Raw genomic sequence first — 23387 nt, 5'->3', positions numbered from 1 at the left:
ATGGTTTGAGCCTCGTTAACTTCTCAAATCCACTTTGGCCACCACCGACATCCCCGGTTTGATCAGATCAATCTGCGGATGTGGAAGAATCGAAATACGCACTGGAATGCGTTGCACCACCTTGTTAAAGTTACCCGTGGCATTATCTGGCGGCATCATAGAAAAGGTTGCACCAGAAGCAGGAGAGAAACTTTGTACCTGACCGTTAAAGGTCAGACTCGGATAGGCATCGAGTATCAAGCTCACGCGTTGTCCTGCGCGCATTTTTTCAATCTGGGTTTCTTTAAAATTGGCCTCTACATACAGGCTATTTTTGGGAATAATCGCCATCAGGCGAGTTTGTGGATTAACTCTGGAACCAATCTGAACAGCGAGACTGCCGACTTTTCCAGATACTGGCGCGACAATTTCAGAAGCATTTAAATCGATATCGTAAAGTTTGACGGTGGCTTTGGCGTTGTCTAGATCGGCATACAATTGTGTGCGTCCCGCCTGAACACTGGAAAACTGAGCCTGTGCAGCTTGAATCGCTGCCTGTGCCTTATTTAACTGTGCCTGTGCAGTCAAATATTCAGCCTGAGTGGCTTCAAAACGCTGACGTGTAATCACGCCCTCTTTCAGTAATTGCTGATAACGACGAAAATCTGCGCTCAAGCGGCTTACATCTGCCGCTGCCGCATCACGTGCACTTTGGGCTTCTTGAATGCTGGCCTGTGCGGATTTCTCATTTTCAGTTTGTACCGAAAGACCAGCTTGTTTCAGATTCACCATCGCTTTGGCTTGATCTGCACGGGCTTGTAAATCGCGATTATCCAGTGCAACCAGTGGCTTACCCTTTTCAATCGTTTGATTTTCATGGACATAAAGTGCCAGCACTTCACCAGAAACCTTGGGCATAATCCAAGTTAAATCTGATTTAACATAGGCATTTTCGGTCGACTCATAGAAACGATACACAAACCAGTAATACAACACCCCCAGCAGAATACCTAAAAACAAAAGGGTGAAAATCCCCCAAGCGATTTTTTTCCGACGAGCATAATCAGGTTCTGGCTGATTATGCGGAACAGGAAGCTCATCCATTGTGTCTGACCTTATAACACTTTAATTTAAATGATTATTTTTTACACAGCAACATGCATCAATGCATCATGGGTGAGGAGCTTGAATAGAATGAAAAAACAGGTCGCACGATTCCCCTACAGGCGGCTGCCCTAATCGTATGCTTTCCCGCTAACTACACATTATTATTAAGTGATTTTTCATCTAAATTTTATTATCTATTTGACACTTTAACCCAAATGAAGTGCGTAAATTGTCAAATTAATAATCATTAAACCCCTGGGTCACAAACAATAGTGTGTATTGTGAATCGTGTCAATTACATGAAAAATTAACTGATTTACCGAATTTTTCAGTATTTTGGTGCAATTTGCTCAAGTTAAGCGAAAATATTAAAAAGAAGAATTAAAAAAATGATTGAAAATCAATGATAAAAAAATTAAAAAAGCATTTCCCTAAAAAAAGGGAAATGCTTTGAATTATACATGAGAATGACTATTATTTGCCAATACAAAATGAGCCAAAAATTTTGCCTAACAAGTCATCGGCACTAAATTCACCGGTAATTTCCGATAAAGCGTTTTGAGCCAGACGCAACGATTCGGCCACCAACTCACCTGCGTGATACACCACCAGTTGCTCACGTGCCTCATGCAAATGTAGCTGAGTGCGCTTCATTGCATCGATATGACGGGTACGGGCAATAAAGGTATCTTCTTCAGGTTGAAAGCCCGCATGCGCTGTAATCGCTTCTATGAGCGCCTGAACACCAGTTTCTTGTTTGGCCGAAACCCATACATGTCGAAAGCCTTCAAACTGCTCGGCATGCGAAGGGGTATCGATCAAATCACATTTGTTACCAATAAGCACCAGCCGACGCGGATCTAAATGCTCAGCAAAATATTCCCGCGCCAAATCCAGTGGATGCTCACCTTGACTCAAGTCATACACCAATAACAGCAGATCGGCTTGCTCGATTTCCTTGATGGCGCGGCGAATCCCTTCTTTTTCGACCACATCACCTGTCTCACGCAGTCCCGCCGTATCGGTGAGGGTGATGGGCAATCCATTCAGACTGATTTTTTCATGCAGCACATCACGTGTGGTACCCGCAATATCCGTCACAATGGCACGTTCATTTCCGGCCAGAGCATTGAGCAGACTCGATTTACCGGCATTGGGTTTGCCTGCAATCACCACTTGTAAACCTTCACGTAGTAATTGTCCCTGACGTGCAGAACGCTGAACCTGAGACACCGAATCACAGACATCTTCGAGTAATCCCAAAATCTTACCATCGGCCAGAAAATCAATTTCCTCTTCAGGAAAATCAATCGCAGCTTCTACATGCAGGCGTAAATGGATCAACTTTTCCAGTACTGCATTGATCTTAACTGAAAATGCGCCTTGTAATGAGCGTACTGCTGAACGTGCAGCGGCCTGTGAAGTGGCATCAATCAAATCGGCAATCGATTCGGCCTGCACCAGATCCAGTTTGCCATTTTCAAAGGCGCGCATGGAAAACTCACCCGCTTTGGCAGCTTGTGCTCCAAGTTCGAGTAGCCGGCCCAAGATGGCATTTAAAATCACCGGCCCGCCGTGTCCCTGAATCTCCACGACATCTTCGCCAGTAAAAGAGTGAGGATTTGGAAAGCACAGTAGCAATCCCTCATCCATCACCTGTGCCTGTGCATCGTAAAACTGTCGAAAGCCAGCCATTCGAGCTTTGGGCAAGGCCTTAGCGGTCAACTGCTCGGCAATTGCGTAGGCTTTAGGGCCTGACAAGCGGATCATACCCACACCGCCACGCCCGGGTGCAGTGGCAATTGCGGCGATTGTGCTTTGATAGTGCATACAAAAACCTAAAAACAAAAAGAAGGCGGTTCAATAAAAAATCCGCTTAAGCGTAACATCTTAAGCGGATTTATTCAGCTGTTGCGTCTCGCTCAATTACGAGGTCGTTTCAACTTTATTTTCACGTGATTTAGCAACGCTTTTGTTGATAAACCATTGCTGTGTGATGGTAATACTGTTGTTGACAATCCAGTACAACACCAAGCCAGCAGGGAAGAACAACATGAATACCGTGAAAATGATCGGCATAATGCGGAACACTTTAGCCTGCATTGGATCTGCCGGTTGCGGGTTCAGCATTTGCTGAATGAACATGGTCGCGCCCATCAAAAGCGGCAAGATAAACCATGGGTCCATTGCAGACAAATCTTGAATCCAGAGCATCCATGGTGCATGACGAAGCTCGACACTTTCCATGAGCACCCAGTACAAGGCCAAGAAGATTGGCATTTGTAACAACAGCGGTAAGCATCCAGACAACGGGTTGACTTGCTCACGCTTGTAAAGCGCCATCATTTCTTGGGAGAAACGCATGCGGTCTTCGCCAAACTCTTCTTTCATACGCTGCATTTCAGGTGCAATCACACGCATTTTGGCCATCGAGCGATAGCTCTTTGACGACAGCGGCCACAAGATGAGTTTCACTAAAACGGTCAATAAAATGATTGACCAGCCCCAGTTGCCGACGATGTTATGGAAGAATTGCAAACCAATAAACAGTAGTTTTGCGATTGGCCATAACCAACCATAATCGACAGTCTGATTGAGTCCGACAGCCAGATCTTTGAGTTCAGATTGGATTTTTGGACCCGAATAGAACGTCGCATCCACGGTCATGGTTTTGCCCGCAGGCACATTAATGGTTGGAGAAGTAAAACCAATAATGTTCATGTTATCGGCAGATTTGCGCGACTCAAGCTTGGCGGTATACGCCTGCTCACCAAAATGACCTGGAATCCATGCACTTACAAAATAGTGCTGAACCATCGCCACCCAACCACCTTTGGCTTCTACGTTTAACTTCTCGTCTGAGAAGTTGGCAAACTTCAGCTTGTTGTAGTGCTCGTCAGGAGAACCCCATGCACCGCCTAAGAAAGTGCCAAGTGTGAAGATACCTTGATCAGACTTGCCTGGATCTTCAGAGTTGTCTCGTTTGATTTGACCAAACATTTGACCCTGCCAGTTTTGCTGACTGCGGTTGACCACCTGATAGCTCACTACAACTGGATAATCGCCTTGCTTGAAAGTAAAACGCTTGATGATTTCCACACCATCTGCTGTTTTGTAGACCATTGGAACAGTAAGCGTTTTAACCAGCTTGCCGTCTTTGTCTTTCACTTCTTTAGCATCGGCTAAGGTGTATGCAGATTTTTCTACATCATAGACCGGACGACCTGCACGGCTGCTGTCAGGACCATTTAAGCCAATCAAACCCGACTGTGCGACATAGGTACGTTTGGCATCACTTTCAAGCATTACAAACGGTTGATCACTGTTTTTGCTTTGATCATGATTAAGTAATTCAATACGCACAATATCACCACCTTTTGGATTGATCCAAAGGTGATAAAGGTCAGTCTGTATTGAAATAAGCTGTTGACTTACAGATGCTGGAGCAGCTGTCGGTGTTTGCTGGGCAGCAATATTTGCTTGCGGTACGTCAGAAGACGTAGCAGCTGCTTGGCTATTTGGCAAATCAGCAGACACATCATGCGACACTGCAGCAGCCGTTTGTGGCTGTACGGGTGTATTTGCATGACCATAATCTTTTTGCCAAGCCAAAATGAGCAAATATGCCGTGACAAACATGGCCCCGAGAATTGCAAACCTGGCCCATTGTTGCATATCTATTACCCCAAGTGGTTAGAGTGATTTAGGTTCATTAAACGATCACGAAAGGGTACAGCAACGTGATGCGTTTGAGAATCTATTTGCTGAAACGAAATAAAATGAATTGCTTTTGACGGCACGGGGTCATAACCCGATCCACCCCACGGATGACAGCGGCAGATCCGGCGAATAGCCAGTCCAGTGCCTTTGACTGCACCATGCGTATGAATTGCTTCGAGGGAATACTGAGAACAGGTCGGAATATACCGGCAACGAGGACCAAGCATCGGACTAATTGCGATTTGATAAAAACGAATCAACCAATGAAGGATACGAACCATTGGCGCATCTCTAATGCAAAGAAGGAGAAACAGCTACTTTTTGATATTTTTTAGCCTGACGAAAAAGTTTTTGCCAAGCAAACTCAAGCTGCTGATGCAAATCAGCATTAGATACCGCTTCAATACCTATCTTAGGCATGACCACAATATCAAGTAAACCGACGTGTTGCTGATGCAAGCGAAAGCTTTCACGAGCAAGTCGTTTTATTCTATTTCGTTCGTGCGCACGGCGCACTTTTTTCTTGGCGACAATCACCCCCAAGCGACTTTTTGCGTGCTCGGACGGTTTCGCAAGAAACAAGAAGTGGGGCTGATGCACTTTAAAAAGCGCACCATTAAACACACCTTGGTAATCTGCAGCACAGCGTAATCTTACCTCTGTGCTGAAGCTATAAAGTGTCATCACCCGATCGTATCAGCTAACTGTGATTAAACAGTTAAGCTGTGACGACCTTTTGCACGACGGCGAGCCAATACTTGACGACCAGCTTTTGTAGCCATGCGAGCACGGAAACCATGAACGCGTTTACGTTTTAATTCCGAAGGTTGGAAAGTACGTTTCATGTCGAAACTCCCATATTGATCTTTCTGTAAAGGTTCGCGATTGTATTGTGCAATCTTTACACTGTCAATGAAAAACAGGAATCTTTACATTTAAATGTCTGTCGAGAGCTCAGATCATATCTGGCAAAACTAGTACTTGAAAGATCACACAAAAGTTATACACAAACTAATACTTTAGATTTAGGGCATTTTTTTGTATATTTGGTACTTATTCTCAACCTTATCAACAGCTTTAACTTGATCGATAGCGTCATCCTCTTGATTTGAATTTAAATTCATATCTCGCTAAATTATCCACAAGACATGAACGCTTATTAAATAAATTCAAATTTTAAAATTTAAATTTATTCTTATTAGGGATAACTTTTTCTGTGGAATAGCCTATTTTAAATTTAAAAACCAATAAGATGGGTTGTGGATAAGCTTGTTTTAATCACATTCACAGATTGTGGATAACTTATCCCTAAAAACTATCCACAGGATGTGGAAAACCTTATCCACAAGTCAATTGAATTTAAATTTATAGCGTAAGCGTTTTCTTTTTAGACAAAATCAAGATAATCCTTCATGACAGATGTGGATAACTTGGTTAGAATGGCCACCCCTTTTCAAGAAGGGTGGGTGGATATTGTGGTTTTTGAATTTAAATTAAGGGGATTCACATGCTTTGGACGGACTGCTTAACTCGCTTGCGACAAGAGCTCTCTGATAATGTCTTTGCGATGTGGATTCGTCCTTTGGTAGCCGAAGAGACGGAGGATCGTCTACGTCTATACGCGCCAAATCCTTACTGGACGCGTTATATACAAGAACATCACCTTGAATTAATTTCTATTTTGGCCGAACAGTTGTCTGAAGGCCGAATCCGTCAGGTCGAGATTTTGGTCGACTCACGTCCGGGCGCAATTTTATCCCCAGCTGAACAACCCGCAACCACGACGGCAGCGTTATCCACAGCACCCGTAATCAATAAAGTCAAAAAAGACAGCACCGATACCGCACCTGCATCGAATGCGAAAGTTTTAAATTCAAAAAAGCGTTTACTCAATCCACTGTTTACCTTTTCGCTATTTGTTGAAGGTCGCTCCAACCAGATGGCTGCCGAAACTTGTCGTAAAGTGCTCACACAGTTAGGTGCCTCTCAGCATAATCCGTTATTTTTGTATGGCCCGACCGGATTGGGTAAGACTCACTTGATGCAAGCGGTGGGCAATGCATTGTTACAAGCCAAGCCAAATGCACGCGTGATGTATATGACCGCAGAGAGTTTCGTACAGGACTTTGTCAGTTCATTGCAAAAAGGCAAAGTAGAAGAATTTAAGAAAAATTGTCGTTCACTGGATTTACTTTTAGTCGACGATATCCATTTGCTGGCCGGTAAAGAAGCCAGTTTGGTTGAGTTTTTCTATACCTTTAATGCGCTGCTTGATGAGTCAAAACAGATTATTCTGACCTCAGATCGTTATCCAAAAGAATTAACCGAACTCGATCCGCGTTTGGTTTCACGTTTTTCTTGGGGATTATCGGTGGGCGTCGAGCCACCCGATATTGAAACACGTATCGAAATTTTACTTAAAAAAGCAGAGAACAGCGGCGTGGATTTACCGCGTAACTGTGCATTGTTTATTGCACAGCAAGTGGTGGCCAATGTGCGTGAACTTGAAGGTGCATTAAATAAAGTGGTCGCGATTGCACGCTTTAAAGGCTCGCAGATCGATCTGGATGTGGTCCGAGAATCACTCAAAGACGTGCTGGCGATTCGTGCGCGAACCATCAGTGTGGAAAATATTCAGCGTGTGGTCAGTGAATATTTCCGTATACCTTTAAAAGAATTAATTGGACCTAAACGTACCCGTATTTATGCCCGTCCACGTCAGTTGGCAATGGGCTTGGCACGTGAACTCACCGGCGACAGTTTCCCTGAAATTGGCATGGCTTTTGGTGGGCGTGATCATAGTACGGTCATGCATGCCTGCGAAAAAGTGCAGAGCTTAAGGCAGGACGATCCTATTTTTAATGAAGATTACAAGAATTTGCTGCGTTTGTTGCAAAGCTAGATGTTCTTCATACACTTTTTATCGCTGCATGGCCTGATCAAGTGATTCAGGCCATTTCGTAATCGTGTTAACCGTCAACATCGGATCGCAATTTTCATCCTATCTTTTCAGACAATTTAGGTTAGAATACTTTTTAGTTTTTTTGAGTTTAAGGGTTAAAACGTGCGACTAAAAATAGCCAAAGAAAGTTTACTCAATGTTCTCTCTCATGTGGTCGGCGCTGTGGAGCGTCGCCATACATTGAATATTCTTTCCAATGTGAAAATTCAGGCTAATGCGCAGGCTTTGACCATCACTGGATCTGATCTGGAAGTGGAATTGGTGGCCAGCACCACACTGGCAGAGGGGGCTTGCCTTGAAGTCGGTGAAACTACAGTTCCAGCACGTAAACTGGTCGATATTTGTAAATCTCTTCCTTCTGCGGCACTGATTGATCTGCAAATTACTGAAGATCAGCGTTGTATTTTAAAGTCGGGCAATAGCCGCTTTGTGCTGGGGACTTTACCTGCTGAAGATTATCCACTGCTGACCACAGAAAGCAGTCAGGGCACACAGGTTCAGGTGACTCAGCGTGAATTAAAGCGATTATTTGAAAAAACATCTTTTGCCATGGCGGTGCAAGATGTACGTTTTTATTTAACAGGCACTTTGCTTGAAATTGATCAAAATCAATTACGTGCAGTGACCACCGACGGTCACCGTTTGGCTTTATGCGAAGTTCAGGCGTCCTCAACAGCGACTCAAGCGGTACAAGCGATTGTGCCACGTAAGGCAGTGGGTGAGTTACAGCGTCTATTGAGTATTGAAGATGATCAACTGAGCCTGTTGATTGGGCGTGAACTGTTAAATGTGACCATTCATATTGCCAACCGTGACAAAGAGCAGCATCCGATTACGGTACGCTTTACCACCAAGCTGATTGATGGCAAATTTCCAGATTATCGCCGCGTCATTCCACGTGGTGGCGACAAACATGTACAAATCGCTCACGATGTCTTTAAGCAGTCATTGCAGCGTGTGGCAATCTTGAGTAATGAAAAGTTGCGTGGCGTGTTTCTGAATTTTAATCCAGACGTTTTGCAACTGCGTGCGAATAACCCAGAGCAAGATGAAGCGATTGAAGATTTAGCAATTCAGTATCAAAATACGCCACTCGAAATGTCATTTAATGCGCAGTATTTACTCGAAGTACTGAACGTTCTAGATGGTGACGATGTGAGTATGAGTATGACTGAAGCCAATCAGTCGGTTTTGGTACAAGACGCTGCGCATCCTGATCAGACCTATGTGGTCATGCCAATGCGCGTATAACCTGCCGATCCGCTGATGCAAATTACGCGTTTAAACATCGAACGTGTGCGCAATTTAAAAACGGTTGCTCTCTGTGGATTGCAACCGTTTAATATTTTTTACGGCGCAAACGGCTCTGGAAAAACCTCGATTTTAGAGGCGATACATCTCTTGGCGACCGGGCGTTCTTTTCGAACGCATATGCCGAAACATTATATTCAGCACGATGCGCAGGATGCCATTGTTTTTGCCCAATCGATATCTGAAAAAATTGGTATGCAAAAGCTGGCATCGGGTGAGCAATTGATCAAGGTCAATGGCGACACCGTAGCCACTCAAGGTCAATTGGCCAAACTATTGCCTTTACAACATCTAGACCCACAAAGTACTGACATTATCGATTACGGCGCCAAGCCGCGTCGACAACTACTCGATTGGTTGATGTTCCACGTGGAACCTGAGTTTTATTTTGCTTGGCAATATTATTCACGCGCGCTCAAGCAGCGTAATATGCTGCTCAAAACCAAGCGGCAGCTCACGCTTGCTGAACTTGAACCGTGGAACAAAATGCTCAGTGATTACGGCGAAATGCTGCATTCGCAGCGTCTGGTCACAGTCGAGCGCTGGAAAGGGTTTTTTCAGCAAGATCTTGCGCATTTGCTTCCTGAGCTTGAGATCGAGCTAGAATACAGTCCTGGATTTCATACTGAGGTCGGGCTGTGGCAAGATCTGCTCAATTACCATGAAAAAGATCTTGAACGACGCTACACCGAATACGGTCCGCACCGTGCCGATTTACGCTTAAAAACGCCACTCGGTGCAGCGGATGATGTCTTGTCACGTGGGCAAAAGAAATTGCTCATGATGGCACTAAAACTGTCACAGATTGCAATGTTACATGCGAGTAATAAGGAAACTGTGGTATTATTAGATGATCTGACAGCAGAATTAGATAGTAACGCGCAACGACGTTTAATTGAACGATTGAGCCAATTGGGTAGTCAAGTTTTTATTACCACTTTAGATCATCAGGCTGTGACTCAACATTTAGATGATCTGTCTATTTCTTATCAATTATACAATGTTGACCATGGTCAAGTTCATGCTGTTTCACGTTGATTTTTTACCCATCTTTGGATAGACCTAATTTTTGCTAGGGAGAAACCATGAGTTCAGAATCGCAATCTGCCTCTCCAACAGAACAAACAATTGAAAAGGCGTATGATTCCTCTAGTATCAAGGTATTACGTGGGCTGGATGCTGTTCGTAAACGTCCGGGCATGTATATTGGTGATACTGACGATGGGACTGGCTTGCACCACATGGTGTTTGAAGTCGTCGATAATGCGATTGATGAAGCGTTGGCTGGACATTGTGACGAAATTATTGTCACCATTCATGAAGATGAATCGGTCAGTGTCTCGGATAACGGCCGTGGAATTCCAACCGATATTCACCCAGAAGAAGGGGTTTCTGCCGCAGAAGTCATCCTGACCATTTTGCATGCCGGCGGTAAGTTTGACGACAACAGTTATAAAGTGTCTGGTGGCTTACACGGTGTAGGCGTGTCGGTGGTGAATGCGTTATCTAGCAAATTGCAGCTAACGATTCATCGCGCCGGTCAGATTCATGAGCAGGAATATCAGCACGGCGATCCGAAATATCCGCTTAAAATGGTCGGTGAAACCACCACCACAGGAACAACAGTGCGTTTTTGGCCAAGTGCGGAAACGTTCAGCCAAACTATTTTTAGTGTCGACATTTTAGCGCGTCGTTTAAGAGAGTTGTCATTCTTAAATGCCGGTGTAAAAATTGTCTTGCGTGATGAGCGTGTGAACTTTGAGCATATTTATGCTTATGAAGGCGGTTTATCAGAGTTTGTAAAATACATCAACGAAGGCAAAACTCATCTCAACGATATCTTTCATTTTACTGCCGATGCCGATAACGGTATTGGGGTTGAAGTTGCGCTTCAGTGGAACGACAGCTATCAGGAAAATGTTCGCTGTTTTACCAACAATATTCCGCAAAAAGATGGCGGAACACATTTGGCGGGTTTCCGTGCCGCACTGACACGTGGATTAAACAGCTATCTTGAGAGCGAGAATATTCTCAAGAAAGAAAAAGTCAGTGTGACTGGTGACGATGCACGTGAAGGTTTGACTGCCATCATTTCGGTTAAAGTGCCAGATCCTAAGTTTTCATCACAAACCAAAGAAAAATTGGTTTCAAGTGAAGTGAAGCCTGCGGTTGAGCAAGCCATGAACAAGGAATTCTCGGCCTATTTGCTGGAAAATCCGCAAGCGGCGAAATCAATTGCTGGAAAAATTATCGATGCGGCGCGTGCGCGTGATGCGGCGCGTAAAGCGCGTGAGATGACGCGTCGTAAAAGTGCGTTGGATATTGCAGGTTTGCCGGGTAAATTAGCCGACTGCCAAGAAAAAGATCCTGCATTGTCTGAGCTGTATCTGGTCGAGGGTGACTCGGCAGGTGGCAGTGCCAAACAGGGTCGTAACCGCAAGATGCAGGCCATTTTGCCGCTCAAAGGTAAAATTTTGAACGTGGAACGTGCGCGCTTCGACAAGATGATTTCAAGTCAGGAAGTGGGCACTTTAATTACGGCCTTGGGCTGTGGTATTGGCCGCGAAGAATATAACCCAGATAAGTTGCGTTATCACAAAGTCATCATCATGACCGATGCCGACGTCGATGGCTCGCATATTCGTACCTTGCTGCTTACATTCTTCTTCCGTCAAATGCCGGAGTTGGTCGAGCGTGGTCATATCTATATTGCGCAGCCACCTTTATATAAGCTCAAAAAAGGCAAGCAAGAACAGTATCTCAAAGACAACGATGCACTCGAAACCTTCTTGATTTCAAATGCCATCGATGACTTGGCCTTACACATCAGCGCCGATGCACCAGCCATTACGGGTCAAGCTTTGGCGAGCGTGATTGACGATTACAAGGTATCGCAAAAGAGCTTGCAACGTTTAACCCAGCGTTATCCTGCGACCTTACTCGATGGTTTACTTGAAGTAGAGCCATTTAAAGCCGATCAAAGCCATGATCGTCCGTATGTCGAGCAATGGGCTGAGCAGCTCGGTCAAGTGATTGCAAAATTACAGCCAAGCTTGCGTCCTGAAGTGAGTCTGGAAAGCTTTGAACGTGAATCTCCAACAGGCGAAAAATCGATTCATTGCTGGCCACGTATCACGGTCTATGTCCACAATTTACCGCATCATTACCTGCTCGATGCCGGTCTGCTCAATTCAGCCGAATATGCACGTTTGCTAAAAAATTCGAAAAGCTGGTTCAAGTTGATCGAAGAGGGTGCTTATTTGCAAAAAGGTGAGCGACGCATTCCTGTGAGTAATTTCCATCAGGTGTGGCAGCAAATTTTGCAAGACTCGCGTCGTGGCATGATGATTCAACGCTACAAAGGATTGGGCGAGATGAATGCCGAGCAGTTATGGGAAACCACTATGGACCCAGAAAACCGTCATATGCTGCAAGTGACCATCGATGATGCCATTGAAGCAGATCGTATGTTTAGCTGTTTGATGGGTGATGACGTAGAACCGCGTCGTGCGTTTATCGAAGAAAATGCATTAAATGCCGATATCGATGCTTAATGCTCAATAAAAAAAGGCGCCTTAAGGCGCCTTTTTTTATTTCAGTGTGCTTGGCTTAATCAAAGGAACTTTCCAGTTCTTCCAGCTCCATCATGAGCCCGAGCATTTGTTCTTCCGCCTGTTCGAGCTGTTGTTTAAGCTCGGTTTGTTCGTTCATGAGTTTGAGTAACTCATCTTTACGTGCTGCATCGTAAATTGAGCTATCGCCCAGTGCGATTTCAATTTCAGCCAAACGCGGCTGCAAGCGACCGATCTGGCTTTCAAGCTTCTCAATATTTTTTCGAATCGGACGCGTCTGTTCACGACGTTTTGCAGCTTCTTTACGCTGTGCTTCTTTGTCCAGTTTTGAAATGACCGGTTGTGCCTCAACTTTGGATTGAACTGGCGCTGCCGGCTGTTGGCCCTGTTTCATCAGATCATTACGGGCCTGACGAAGCCAGTCGGCATAATCATGTAAATCCCCATCAAAATCACGACTATTGCCTGCATGAACCAAAATCAATTCATCACATACACTGGCAATCAATTGACGCTCGTGCGACACCAGCACCACGGCACCTTCAAAGTCCTGTAATGCCATGGTCAGTGCATGACGCATATCCAGATCCAAATGGTTGGTAGGTTCGTCCAAAATCAACACATTAGGGCGCTGCCATACAATCAATGCCAATGCCAGACGCGCACGCTCACCGCCTGAAAAACTCTCACTCGGCGTATCCATACGTTCACCACTAAACCCAAAACTGCCTAGAAATGCGCGCAGTGTGGCTTCACTGATTTTTTTATCCGCAATACGAGACAATTGCAACATTGGGCTGGCTGCACCGTCTAGGGCATCCATTTGATGCTGGGCAAAATAACCGATATTGAGTAGCTCTGAGGCATAACGTGTGCCTCGCAGTAGTGCCAAATCACCCACCAGCGATTTGATCAGTGTCGATTTTCCGGCGCCATTCATACCCAGTAGACCAATCCGGCTGGTCGGGGTAATTTGTAAATTGACATTGGTCACAATCAATTTATCGCTATAACCAATATCGGCGTGTTCAAGTGCCAGCAGTGGTGAGCTCATTTTCGATGGCTCTCGAAAGCTAAAGGTAAACGGCGTATCTACATGGGCAGGTGCCAGTTCTTGCATTCGCTCTAACTGCTTAATACGGCTTTGTGCCTGACGAGCTTTGGTGGCCTGTGCTTTAAAACGATCGATATATTTTTGTAGATGTGCGCGAGTTTCTTGCTGCTTTTCAAAAGCTTGTTGTTGTTGCGCGAGACGTTCTGCACGTGTGGTTTCAAAGGTGGAGTAATTACCGGTGTATAGCGTGAGCTGTTGATTTTCGATATGCAGGATATGATCGGTAATTGCATCGAGGAAATCACGGTCATGCGAAATCAACACCAAGGTGCCTTCATATGCCTTGAGCCAGTCTTCCAGCCACAAAATCGCGTCTAAGTCTAAGTGGTTGGTTGGTTCATCGAGCAGGAGTAAATCTGAGCGACTCATCAGTGTACGTGCCAGATTCAAGCGCATTCGCCAACCGCCTGAAAAGCTTGCAACATCGTATTGTGATTGATAGTCGAAAAATCCTAAACCGGCCATAAGCTGGGATGCCTTGGCCGCGGCTGCATAACCGTTAATTTCATCAAAACGACTGTATAGGTGTGCCAGCTCGTCGTTACTCAGTTGATCTGGATGCTCGAGTTGGTGCTGAATGGTCCAGTATTCTTCATCACCCGACAACACGAAATCGATCGCTTTCATGTTCAGTGCTTGAATTTCCTGTGCCATGTGCGCCACAGTCCAGACATTCGGGCGGGTTAAACTGCCACTGTCCGATTCTATGCCGCCTAACAACGCAGCAAACAGGGTGGATTTTCCAGCCCCGTTGACCCCTGTGAGACCAATTTTCCAGCCCGGATGCAATTGCATTGAAGCTTTTTGAAATAAGACGCGTCCGCCACGGCGAACTGAAAATTGATCAAGTTGAATCATGGAGAAAGTGACGCTATGCAGAAAACAGTAGCGCTATTCTAAAGACATCCGCAGATGAAGACAAAAATTTCATCTCGACAACAATACGCGAGATCGTTTAAAGTCAAAAGGTGACTCGGCAGTCCATAGGAAAAAAGAATCGAAATGATCAAATAATTTATTTATCCATTAAAAAACAAATAATTAAAGAAAATGAATAATATGACAATGAAACAATATGAATAAAAAATGTGCGATAAAACACGATTAATTCGTAAAACTATTCATATTGCCACAAAAAAATGGAGTAAAAGCTCTATTTTTTTTCAGACAACAACATTAATATTTGGGGTGAAAGGATACCCTGAACTAAAAAAAGTCAATTAAAGGAATCATAAGATGAAGAAAATTGCACTCGCGCTCACCGCTGCGTCAATTTGTGGCCTATCTGCAACAGCACAAGCTGCGAAGGTCGATGTCTGTGTCTTCGATTTACTGGGTAAATCGGGTGAATCATACAAAATGATGGAAGAATGGGCTTTGGCTGCCAAAGGCTGGGGCGCCGATATCAATTTGGTGCCACGTCAGGATGAAGCCGTTGCAGACAACGATTTCAAAGCCGGCAAATGTGATGCCGTGGCCATGACCGCCATGCGTGCGCGTCCGTACAATAAGTTTGCTGGTTCAATCGATTCACTAGGCGGTGTTCCGAATAACCAGATCGCCCAGCGTGCGATCAGCTATGTACTCGATGGTCGTAATGCCGCCAAAATGACCACCAATCTGGGTGGTAAAAAATATGAAGTGGCTGGTATTTCACCATTAGGTTCGGCTTTCATTTTTGTCCGTGATAAAAACATTAACTCGATTGAAAAAGCAGCGGGTAAAAAATTCGCGGTACTCGGTTATGACGATGCACAAAAAATTATGGTGCAGCGTGTAGGAGCACAGGCGGTAATTTCCGATATTTCAAACTTCGCGGCTAAATTTAATAATGGTCAGGTCGATATTATTGGTGCCCCAGCCTATGCGTATAAGCCATTAGAGCTACAAAAAGGTTTGGGTGCAAACGGGGTGATGTGGAACTTCCCGGTTCTTCAGGTGACTGCCGATTTGGTGATTCGCCCAGATCAATTCCCGCAAGGCTTTGGACAAAAATCACGTGACTGGTTTGTTAAACGCTTGCCGAAGAGCTTTGCCATGATCAATCGTTTAGAAGCTGAAATTCCAGCCAAATACAAAATGAATCTAAACGCCGATGACAAGCTGAAATATCAGAAACTTTTACGTGATGGCCGTATGGATCTCACCAAACGTGGTATTTACGATGCCGAAATGATGTCGGTATTGAAAAAAGCACGTTGTTCGGTTGATAAAGCCAATTTCGAATGTGCAATGCCTGGCGAATAAGCTTGATTTAAAAAAGAAAGTCCGGAAATTTCCGGGCTTTTTTTTATGTATTTTTTGCTGTCATTTCAGCCATTGTTTCACACAACAGAAACGCTAAGCTTAATCATGACCCAGTGCCGTGCGCATATTTGAATTTGTGCCATACCTGCCTGCACCGTGTCGAGCAGATAACTACAACCACTTAAGACATGACTATAAAACCGAATCGCCTTGAGCAATCAATAACACCATCAAAGGACATGATGATGAACTGGATCTCCAAAACCTTCTGTGCAGCCCTCGTTATGACTGGTGTCAGTGCAGCAAATGCCAAACAAACCGTCTGTGTGTTCGACTTGGTCGGAAAAAATGGCGATGTATACAACCTAATGAAAGATTACCAACTGGCAGCTAAAAGCTGGGGTGCCGATATTGAACTTCGAGTCGCGCAGAATGAAGCCGTGATTGCAGATGATTTTAAGGCCGGCAAGTGTGATGCAGTCAGTATTACCGGCATGCGTGGGCGCCAATTTAACGGGTTTACTGGCTCGCTTGATGCCATTGGGGCAATCACAGATCTGAAGCTGGCAGTTAAAATCATGCAGGGACTCGCCAGCCCGACCTTCGCCAAATATATGGTGAATGGTCAATATGAAGTCGCAGGGGTGATTCCTGTTGGCGATGCGTACTTGCTGGTCAATGACCGTAGTATCAATACCGTTGCCAAAGCTGCAGGCAAAAAAATTGCAGTGCTCGATTATGACGAAGCTCAAAAAATTATGGTGCAGCAAATTGGTGCGCAGGCCGTGAGTGCAGATGTCACCAACTTTGGTGCCAAATTCAATAATCATCAAGTGGATATTATTGGCGCCCCGGCGGCGGCCTTTAAACCACTTGAGCTACACAAGGGGCTTGGCAGCACGGGCGCAATTGTGAATTACCCGATCTTGCAAGTAACCGGAAACATTATTATTCGTAAAGATAAGTTTCCTGATGGCTTTGGCCAAAAATCTCGAGAATGGGTAAAAGGGCAGTTACCGCGTGCATTTGGTATTTTGGGCAAGATGAAAGCCGATATTCCACAAAAATACTGGATGGACGTGCCTGCTGCCGACAAACCGGGTTATCAAAAAATGATGCGAGAGGCGCGTATAAATCTTACCAAACGCGGCATTTACGATAAACGCATGATGAAGCTGTTATGGCAATTTCGTTGTAAAGAAGATCGCGCCAACTTTGAATGTGGTTTGCAAGACGAAAACTATAGCTCTTAAGCCCGCATGATCAGGATAGCATCACAGCAAGAATATAGTTTAAACTTCAAAGACAGTCCCCATATTGAATATGTTATACTGTCAAATGCTTAAAAGATGATGTCTGAATCTAGTCTGAGGAACACCTGTCATGAATGCTCAAGCTCTTGTTATCACTGATAATGCTGCAAATAAAGTGCGCCAACTCCGCGACAGCGAAGGCAATCAGGATCTCATGTTGCGCGTTTACGTTACCGGTGGAGGATGTTCGGGCTTCTCGTATGGCTTTAATTTTGCCGACAGCCCAAATGAAGACGATGCCGAATTTGTAAATGGCGATGTCAAAATGCTGGTCGACTCGCTAAGTTATCAGTACTTGGTTGGCTCGGTGGTCGACTATATTGAAGGACTAGAAGGGTCACGCTTTATTGTACAAAATCCGAATGCGACCACCACATGTGGTTGCGGATCATCGTTTTCAATTTAAACCGATTCAGATTCAGCATAAAAAAATCCCCAATACGGGGATTTTTTTATGTGATCGGGTTTAACGCTGGGTGATACTTCCCAGTACACGAAAGTCCTCTGCACCCGTCACTGAGGGTAAGTTCCCCGCTTGCTGATGCATAAAGCGCATGGCCAGCCATGCAAATGCAGTGGCCTCGACCCACGTTGGCGAGAGTCCAAGTACACTGGTGCTTTGTACCGACCAGTGGTGCTTGCGCAAACGCCAGCGCAACTGTTCTAAAAGATGCGAGTTGTATGCTCCACCACCACATACATAGACTTCACCCGTATCTAAATCTGAACGATAAATGGCTTTTTTGATGGCTCGGGTGGTGAGCTTAAGTAAGGTAGCCTGAACATTTTCTGGTGTGTCTTCAAGCTCCTGATATTCAAGTTCGTCATTACGCCAATCGGCCAGTTGATCGTCAAGCCAGTCCAGATTGAAGTCTTCCCGGCCTGTACTTTTAGGTGGCTCTTTTGAGAAAAAGGCATGGGCTTGTAAACGTTCGAGCAAACCGCGAATAGGTTGACCGTAAGCGGCCCAATTGCCATTTTCGTCAAATGGATGTCCGGTATAGCGCTCGCACCAGGCATCCATCAAAATATTGGCTGGGCCAGTATCGAAACCATATACCCCATTCGGATTTCCTGCTGGCAATAAGCTGACGTTGGCAATGCCACCTAAATTTAAAATCACCCGATGAATGGTAGGATGCTGAAACACTGCCTGATGAAAAGCTGGAACTAAAGGCGCCCCTTGGCCTCCGGCTGCCATATCACGCCGGCGAAAATCTGAAATCACGGGAATCTGGGTGATCTCAGTAATAATATTCGGATCACCAATCTGTAGGGTAAAGCCATGTTCAGGCCGATGCCGAATGGTTTGCCCGTGTGAGCCAATCGCCTTGATTTGACTCCGATCTAAATGATTTTTTTCAATCAGCGTATTGATACCATGTCCAATCATGGTCGCCAGTGCTACATCGGCTTTACCCATACGATCTATTTCGTTGTCGTCGGGCAGTGTGAGTGCCATCAGTTCATCACGTAACTCTGGATCAAAAGGCAGTGTCAGGGTCGCATGTAGATAAAGGGGATCAAATGAAGCAGCAACAAAATCGACACCGTCCATGCTGGTGCCGGTCATTACCCCAATATAGATCGCTGTCATGAGCAACTTCGCCTGCAATATGCTGAAAAAGTGTTAGTATATCGCACAAATTGAATAACTGATGTGTTTAGGTTTTGTGATGTCAAATTTCTTGCCTGCTGAAGAACAGCTTGCCCTCATTCAACGAGGCACTCATGAAATTATTTCTGAAGAGGATCTGCTCAAGAAACTCAAAGAAAATCGCCCACTGCGAATCAAAGCAGGGTTCGATCCAACTGCACCAGATTTGCATTTGGGTCACACGGTTCTAATCAACAAATTAAAAGCATTTCAAGATCTGGGCCACGAGGTCACGTTCCTGATTGGCGATTATACTGCCATGATTGGCGATCCAACCGGAAAAAGTGCGACACGTCCGCCACTTACTCGTGAGCAGGTCGAGGCGAATGCCAAAACTTATCAAGAACAGGTCTTTAAAATTCTTGATCCAAACAAAACTAAGGTTCGCTTTAACTCGGAGTGGTTTAACCAGCGTACTGCGGCAGATCTGATTCAGCTGGCCAGCCAGCAAACTGTTTCACGCATGCTTGAACGTGACGATTTCACCAAGCGTTACAACAATCATCAACCGATTGCCATTCATGAATTTTTGTATCCTTTGGTACAAGGTTATGACTCTATTGCGCTTGAGGCCGATGTCGAGTTGGGGGGTACCGATCAAACCTTTAACTTACTGATGGGGCGTACTCTGCAAGGACGCTACGGTCAAGAATCGCAAGTGTGTATTACGGTGCCGATTCTAGAAGGTTTGGACGGTGTCAACAAAATGTCTAAATCTCTGGGTAACTATATTGGGGTATTTGATGCACCAGGTGCGATGTATCAAAAAGTCCTTTCCATGCCAGATACCTTAATCGAGCGCTATTTTGAACTACTCAGCTTTAAATCACTTGAAGAGATTCAGGGTTTACTCGATGAAATGGCCAATGGCCGTAACCCGCAAGATTTGAAAAAAATCTTGGCACTCGAGCTGGTGGAGCGCTTCCATGATGCAGATGCTGCTGCCAATGCCCACAAAGGTGCAGGCAATATCATCACAGAAGGTGAAATTCCTGAAGGTACGCCTGAAGTCACGATTTCACGTGGCGAATTCGGTGGAGAAATCTTTATCGCTTCGATTGTGCGTTTAGCTGGGCTCACCAAAAATGCTGCACAGGCAAAAGACGCTGTTTCACGTGGAGCCGTTAAAGTCGATTGGCAAGTGGTTGATGCAAATTTCTCGGTCAAAGAAAATAAAACCTATCTGATTCAGGCAGGTAAAAAGGCCATCGCTCAAGTCACCTTTATCGACTAATTTAATTTAAGCATATACAAAAGCAGATCTTAGGATCTGCTTTTTTTTGTTGATTTTACGGTGCCACGCTATGGATTTAAAAGCTAAAAATAACCCTTCAAGGCACTTCTAAACAGATCAATTTATGCTATAAAAGTGGAAACAGTGACGCAAAGGCATATTAAAACTAAGCCTGTAAAACTGACCGTGTTTGAGCGATTGTAATTATTTTAAAACGGTTGTAGTTGAATGGTGATTAAAGCTACACAGATCGGCAAAATTAAGTTAATAAGTGAATAACACCCACAAGATAAAATCACGTACCAATCCATTTTAGCAATTCACCCCACGACGTTTATTCGATATTTTTTAAAATTACACGCTTTTGATTTAGATTGATTAGCTCACAGGAGGCCAAACACCGCAAATAAATATATCGCATCGATTGAGCCATCGACATTTTAATCTATACATCTTCATTTTAACTTTGACATGACTTTGATAATTAAAAACCAAGAGGAGCGACCAGCATGGGCTTTGATCAACAACATCTCAACTGGCTTATCACATTCCTATTCAATACCTCTCCAGACTCAATCGAACAGCAAGACTATCATCTCGCGCATTATTATTTAGATAAGCTTGATATAGCAGAAAATTATCAATTATTTAGTATGGTACTTGCACGCTTACCACAGCGCGCGAAACTGTTTTTCTTAGAAGAAAGTTACAAAGGTAAACAGCAGATGATTCGAGAAGTAGTCGACGTACGCTGTCCATTCTAACTCTATATCCAGATCACCCATTAAATAGTGGCTCAGATCAGAATGATCTGGGCCTTTTCAACAACATAGCTTTAAGTAAATTATTAAATTCAAATAATCATTATTATTGTGAAGTTAAATTAAAAACATTATTAAAAAATGGTTTTAGAATTGCATAATAAAAACAGAATCCTGATTCATTACAGGATCAAGTCTTCATAACACATTGATTATCGATAAAAGTTAAAACTATGCCCAACTTATCTTCATATGTGCAGTCGATTTCCTATACTGCAAAATCTTCGCTTTCTATTTCGCTTGCCTTCACCATGTGTTTAGGAGTGGTCGGCTGCCGTGATCAGCATTCATCTGATGCGACAACATCAACCACACCCACAGCACCTAGCACACTTAAAATTTTGCATATCAATGACCATCATTCACATTTAGATGAAGAACAGATGGAACTCAGCATCGACAACGATCAAGGACAAAGTACAACCTATACCGTGAGTCGTGGCGGGTTTGCACGTGTCGCGGCATTGATCAAACAGCTCGAAACAAAAACTGAACCACAACTGAAACTGCACGCAGGTGATGCCACCACAGGGGATCTATATTACACCCTGAGTAAGGGTCAAGCCGATGCGGACTTGATGAATACCGTTTGTTTTGATGCTTTCACCATTGGCAATCATGAGTTTGATGGTAAAGATGAAGGCCTGAAAACGTTTATCGATGCGTTGGATCGGGGTCAATGTGCTAAGCCAACAGCCGTTTTGTCTGCAAATGTTCAGTTTGGTCCTTCTTCGGTGTTGTACCAAAGCAGTCGTGTACAGAAATCGACTGTAATTGAAACACAGGGGCAAAAAATTGGCCTTGTTGGACTCACCATTGCACAAAAAACCAAGAATGCATCGCAGCCCAATGCCGACACGTTATTTCTAGATGAGCTCAGCAGCGCACAGCAGGAAATAGACCATTTACGGCAAACGGGTATTAATAAGATTGTTTTACAAAGCCATGTTGGCTTTGAAATGGATAAAGTGCTGGCGACACAGTTACGCGGCGTCGATGTGATCGTAGGAGGAGATTCGCATACCCTATTGGGGCCAAGTGAACTGAGTCGCTATGGCATTACACCAGAGGCCTCCTATCCAACGCAGCTTCGCAATGGTGATGGTGATCCGGTTTGTATCGTACAGGCGTGGCAATATAGCTATGTGGTTGGGGAACTGAACGTCAACTTTGATGCGCAGGGGCGGGTTAAATCCTGCCAAGGTACGCCGCATATACTGATCGGCAATGATTTTCAGCCCAAACAGCGTGGTCTTGCTCCACTGACGACACAGCAACAAACGCAACTCGGTGAGACGTTAATGCAGCGTGCTCCAGCCTTTCGTGTGATACAGCCCGATGCGATGGCGCTGTCTATTTTAAAGCCCTATCGCGAAAGGAAAACTCAATTTAGCCAAAGCTTGGTGGCTTATGCCGATGAGATTTTTTGCCTGCGCCGTGTGCCGGGAACACAGCGTGATATCAACCGCTCAGGACTTGGAGATGTCTGTAACCAAGATGCGCACGTGAACCAATATGGGGGGGATATTCAACAACTGGTTGCAGAAGCATTTTTACAGCAAGGTAAAAGCTATTTTGCTGCAGACCTGTCTTTATTAAATGGTGGCGGAGTACGAACCGATCTTGATCGAGGCGAAATAAGCGTGGCAAGGGTCTATCAGGTTCTGCCCTATAACAGCACTTTAGTACAGCTCAATATGCGCGGAAGTGAAATCAAGGCGGCACTAGAAGATGCACTAGATGCAGTTATTCGCCTTAACAACACAGGAAGCTATCCATATAGTGCTGGCCTACGCTGGACAGTCGATATGAATCAGAACAAAGGCGAACGTATTGGTAATCTAGAATTACAAACGCCGTCAGGGCACTATACGCCATTACACATGGAGCAGCGCTATCGTGTAGTTACTTTAGACTTTCTCGCCAATGGTTCAGATTATTACCACACACTGGCTACGATTAAAGGCGAACATCGAATTGATGTGGGGCTTGAATATGCCGATGCATTTTTACAGTATTTACAACGCAACCATGATGTACGCCCAACCCTAAATAAATTGGCGACAGCGCAATACAGTACACAGCAATTTATAGATCGTCCGCTTTAAATCCAATATTTATCGCTTCGATCCACATATTCAGTATGTGTTCATGCACACATAAACAGCAGCAGATGATTAAAATCGCCTGCTGTTTGTTCAAAAAAGCCAATTTTGTTTTAAAAACAAACGATCATGGCAAATAATTTAAAAAAGGGGTTGTAAAGGAATGGGGATGGTGTAGAATGCACATCCATCGGCGGTGATGCAGATAGAAACTTGTTGAAAAACAGTAACTTGGCTTGAGTGGT

At 44.5% G+C, this 23387-nt stretch carries 18 protein-coding genes; 10 read left to right on the top strand and 8 right to left on the bottom strand.

Annotation, left to right across the window (positions count from 1 at the left end):
• Positions 1–15 precede the first annotated feature (15 nt).
• From QLG00_RS00090 to rpmH, 6 genes are all read right to left on the bottom strand, one after another.
• Positions 16–1083 (bottom strand): HlyD family secretion protein, encoded by a 1068-nt coding sequence (locus tag QLG00_RS00090; protein WP_282470313.1) that lies wholly within the window; start codon positions 1081–1083, stop codon positions 16–18.
• 477 nt (positions 1084–1560) lie between these two features.
• Positions 1561–2916, bottom strand: coding sequence for a tRNA uridine-5-carboxymethylaminomethyl(34) synthesis GTPase MnmE (gene mnmE, locus QLG00_RS00085; RefSeq protein WP_004944540.1), 1356 nt, complete (start codon positions 2914–2916; stop codon positions 1561–1563).
• A gap of 96 nt (positions 2917–3012) precedes the next feature.
• Positions 3013–4761 (bottom strand): membrane protein insertase YidC, encoded by a 1749-nt coding sequence (gene yidC, locus QLG00_RS00080; RefSeq protein ID WP_004933491.1) that lies wholly within the window; start codon positions 4759–4761, stop codon positions 3013–3015.
• A gap of 5 nt (positions 4762–4766) precedes the next feature.
• Entirely contained in the window at positions 4767–5087 is a 321-nt protein-coding gene (gene yidD / locus QLG00_RS00075) for a membrane protein insertion efficiency factor YidD (RefSeq protein ID WP_004933497.1), read from the bottom strand.
• A gap of 10 nt (positions 5088–5097) precedes the next feature.
• Positions 5098–5493 (bottom strand): ribonuclease P protein component, encoded by a 396-nt coding sequence (gene rnpA / locus QLG00_RS00070; RefSeq protein WP_171076850.1) that lies wholly within the window; start codon positions 5491–5493, stop codon positions 5098–5100.
• A 23-nt stretch (positions 5494–5516) separates the two neighbouring features.
• Positions 5517–5651, bottom strand: coding sequence for a 50S ribosomal protein L34 (rpmH, locus tag QLG00_RS00065; protein ID WP_000831329.1), 135 nt, complete (start codon positions 5649–5651; stop codon positions 5517–5519).
• 662 nt (positions 5652–6313) lie between these two features.
• On the opposite strand from rpmH, the gene dnaA reads away from it, so the two are divergent.
• The 4 genes from dnaA to gyrB all read left to right on the top strand — a co-directional run bounded on the left by dnaA (position 6314) and on the right by gyrB (position 12633).
• Complete coding sequence (gene dnaA / locus QLG00_RS00060) at positions 6314–7708, top strand: chromosomal replication initiator protein DnaA (protein WP_048763243.1); 1395 nt, start codon at positions 6314–6316, stop codon at positions 7706–7708.
• Between the two features lie 162 nt (positions 7709–7870).
• On the top strand, positions 7871–9019 hold the full coding sequence (gene dnaN, locus QLG00_RS00055) for a DNA polymerase III subunit beta (protein ID WP_004933506.1): 1149 nt from the start codon (positions 7871–7873) through the stop codon (positions 9017–9019).
• 15 nt (positions 9020–9034) lie between these two features.
• Positions 9035–10117 (top strand): DNA replication/repair protein RecF, encoded by a 1083-nt coding sequence (gene recF, locus QLG00_RS00050; protein WP_004944545.1) that lies wholly within the window; start codon positions 9035–9037, stop codon positions 10115–10117.
• A 47-nt stretch (positions 10118–10164) separates the two neighbouring features.
• Positions 10165–12633, top strand: coding sequence for a DNA topoisomerase (ATP-hydrolyzing) subunit B (gyrB, locus tag QLG00_RS00045; RefSeq protein WP_282470312.1), 2469 nt, complete (start codon positions 10165–10167; stop codon positions 12631–12633).
• A 55-nt stretch (positions 12634–12688) separates the two neighbouring features.
• On the opposite strand, the gene QLG00_RS00040 is transcribed toward gyrB, so the two are convergent.
• A complete protein-coding gene (locus tag QLG00_RS00040) occupies positions 12689–14623 on the bottom strand; it encodes an ATP-binding cassette domain-containing protein (RefSeq protein ID WP_282470311.1) in 1935 nt (644 codons plus the stop codon).
• 378 nt (positions 14624–15001) lie between these two features.
• On the opposite strand from QLG00_RS00040, the gene QLG00_RS00035 reads away from it, so the two are divergent.
• The 3 genes from QLG00_RS00035 (at position 15002) to erpA (ending at position 17731) form a co-directional block, all read left to right on the top strand.
• Complete coding sequence (locus QLG00_RS00035; protein ID WP_004933520.1) at positions 15002–16012, top strand: putative solute-binding protein; 1011 nt, start codon at positions 15002–15004, stop codon at positions 16010–16012.
• Positions 16013–16257: 245 nt separating this feature from the next.
• Positions 16258–17265 carry a putative solute-binding protein gene (locus QLG00_RS00030; RefSeq protein WP_119025914.1) on the top strand — a complete coding sequence of 336 codons (1008 nt, stop codon included), beginning with the start codon at positions 16258–16260 and terminating at the stop codon, positions 17263–17265.
• Between the two features lie 130 nt (positions 17266–17395).
• Positions 17396–17731: an iron-sulfur cluster insertion protein ErpA gene (erpA, locus tag QLG00_RS00025; RefSeq protein WP_004933526.1), complete on the top strand. Its 336-nt coding sequence runs from the start codon at positions 17396–17398 to the stop codon at positions 17729–17731.
• A gap of 60 nt (positions 17732–17791) precedes the next feature.
• Here the strand turns inward: erpA and QLG00_RS00020 are convergent, their stop codons facing one another.
• Positions 17792–18922, bottom strand: coding sequence for an anhydro-N-acetylmuramic acid kinase (locus QLG00_RS00020; RefSeq protein WP_282470310.1), 1131 nt, complete (start codon positions 18920–18922; stop codon positions 17792–17794).
• A 61-nt stretch (positions 18923–18983) separates the two neighbouring features.
• Between QLG00_RS00020 and tyrS the strand changes: the two genes are divergently transcribed.
• The 3 genes from tyrS to QLG00_RS00005 all read left to right on the top strand — a co-directional run bounded on the left by tyrS (position 18984) and on the right by QLG00_RS00005 (position 23145).
• Positions 18984–20216 (top strand): tyrosine--tRNA ligase, encoded by a 1233-nt coding sequence (gene tyrS / locus QLG00_RS00015; protein WP_025095821.1) that lies wholly within the window; start codon positions 18984–18986, stop codon positions 20214–20216.
• Between the two features lie 509 nt (positions 20217–20725).
• Positions 20726–20980, top strand: coding sequence for a hypothetical protein (locus QLG00_RS00010; protein ID WP_004933535.1), 255 nt, complete (start codon positions 20726–20728; stop codon positions 20978–20980).
• A 230-nt stretch (positions 20981–21210) separates the two neighbouring features.
• Positions 21211–23145, top strand: coding sequence for a 5'-nucleotidase C-terminal domain-containing protein (locus tag QLG00_RS00005; RefSeq protein WP_282470309.1), 1935 nt, complete (start codon positions 21211–21213; stop codon positions 23143–23145).
• Positions 23146–23387: the final 242 nt, after the last annotated feature.

The organism is Acinetobacter sp. V89_7 (assembly GCF_029967895.1).
GTDB lineage: Bacteria > Pseudomonadota > Gammaproteobacteria > Pseudomonadales > Moraxellaceae > Acinetobacter > Acinetobacter soli.
The sequence above is the reverse complement of the archived record's forward strand: the minus strand, read 5'-3'. Positions and strand labels throughout refer to the sequence as shown.